Source organism: Burkholderia sp. L27(2015), assembly GCF_009765705.1.
GTDB lineage: Bacteria > Pseudomonadota > Gammaproteobacteria > Burkholderiales > Burkholderiaceae > LMUX01.
On sequence record NZ_LMUX01000013.1, the window covers coordinates 1 to 347 of the forward strand.

Sequence of the window (347 nt, forward strand, 5' to 3'; positions counted from 1 at the left end):
CGTCGTGCTGGCCTATTGGCTTTATCCGGATGCCTATGGCGCCATGCTGGCTGCGCGTCACGCAGGGCTGCCGCTGGTCGCCGGTGCACGCGGTTCGGATATCCGCGTGCGGGACGCGATCAGCCGACGCCTGACCGGCAAGATCGTGCGCCGTGCAAGCCGCCTGTTGATGGTCAGTGAGGATCTGGGAAGACTCGCCGTGCAGGACTATGGCGCCGATGCCACCCGTATATGCGTGATTCCCAACGGATGTGATGCGGCAACCTTTCACCTCGGCGATCGCGCGGCTGCACGCCACAGCCTTGGCGTGCCGCTGGATGCCGAACTGGTTCTGTATGCCGGCAGAC

General features: G+C 64.8%; 1 protein-coding gene. It reads left to right on the forward strand.

Annotated elements, in window-relative coordinates; genetic code table 11:
- The coding region (locus tag GSQ77_RS07465; RefSeq protein WP_158900637.1) for a glycosyltransferase at positions 1 to 347 on the forward strand (347 nt) is incomplete at both ends.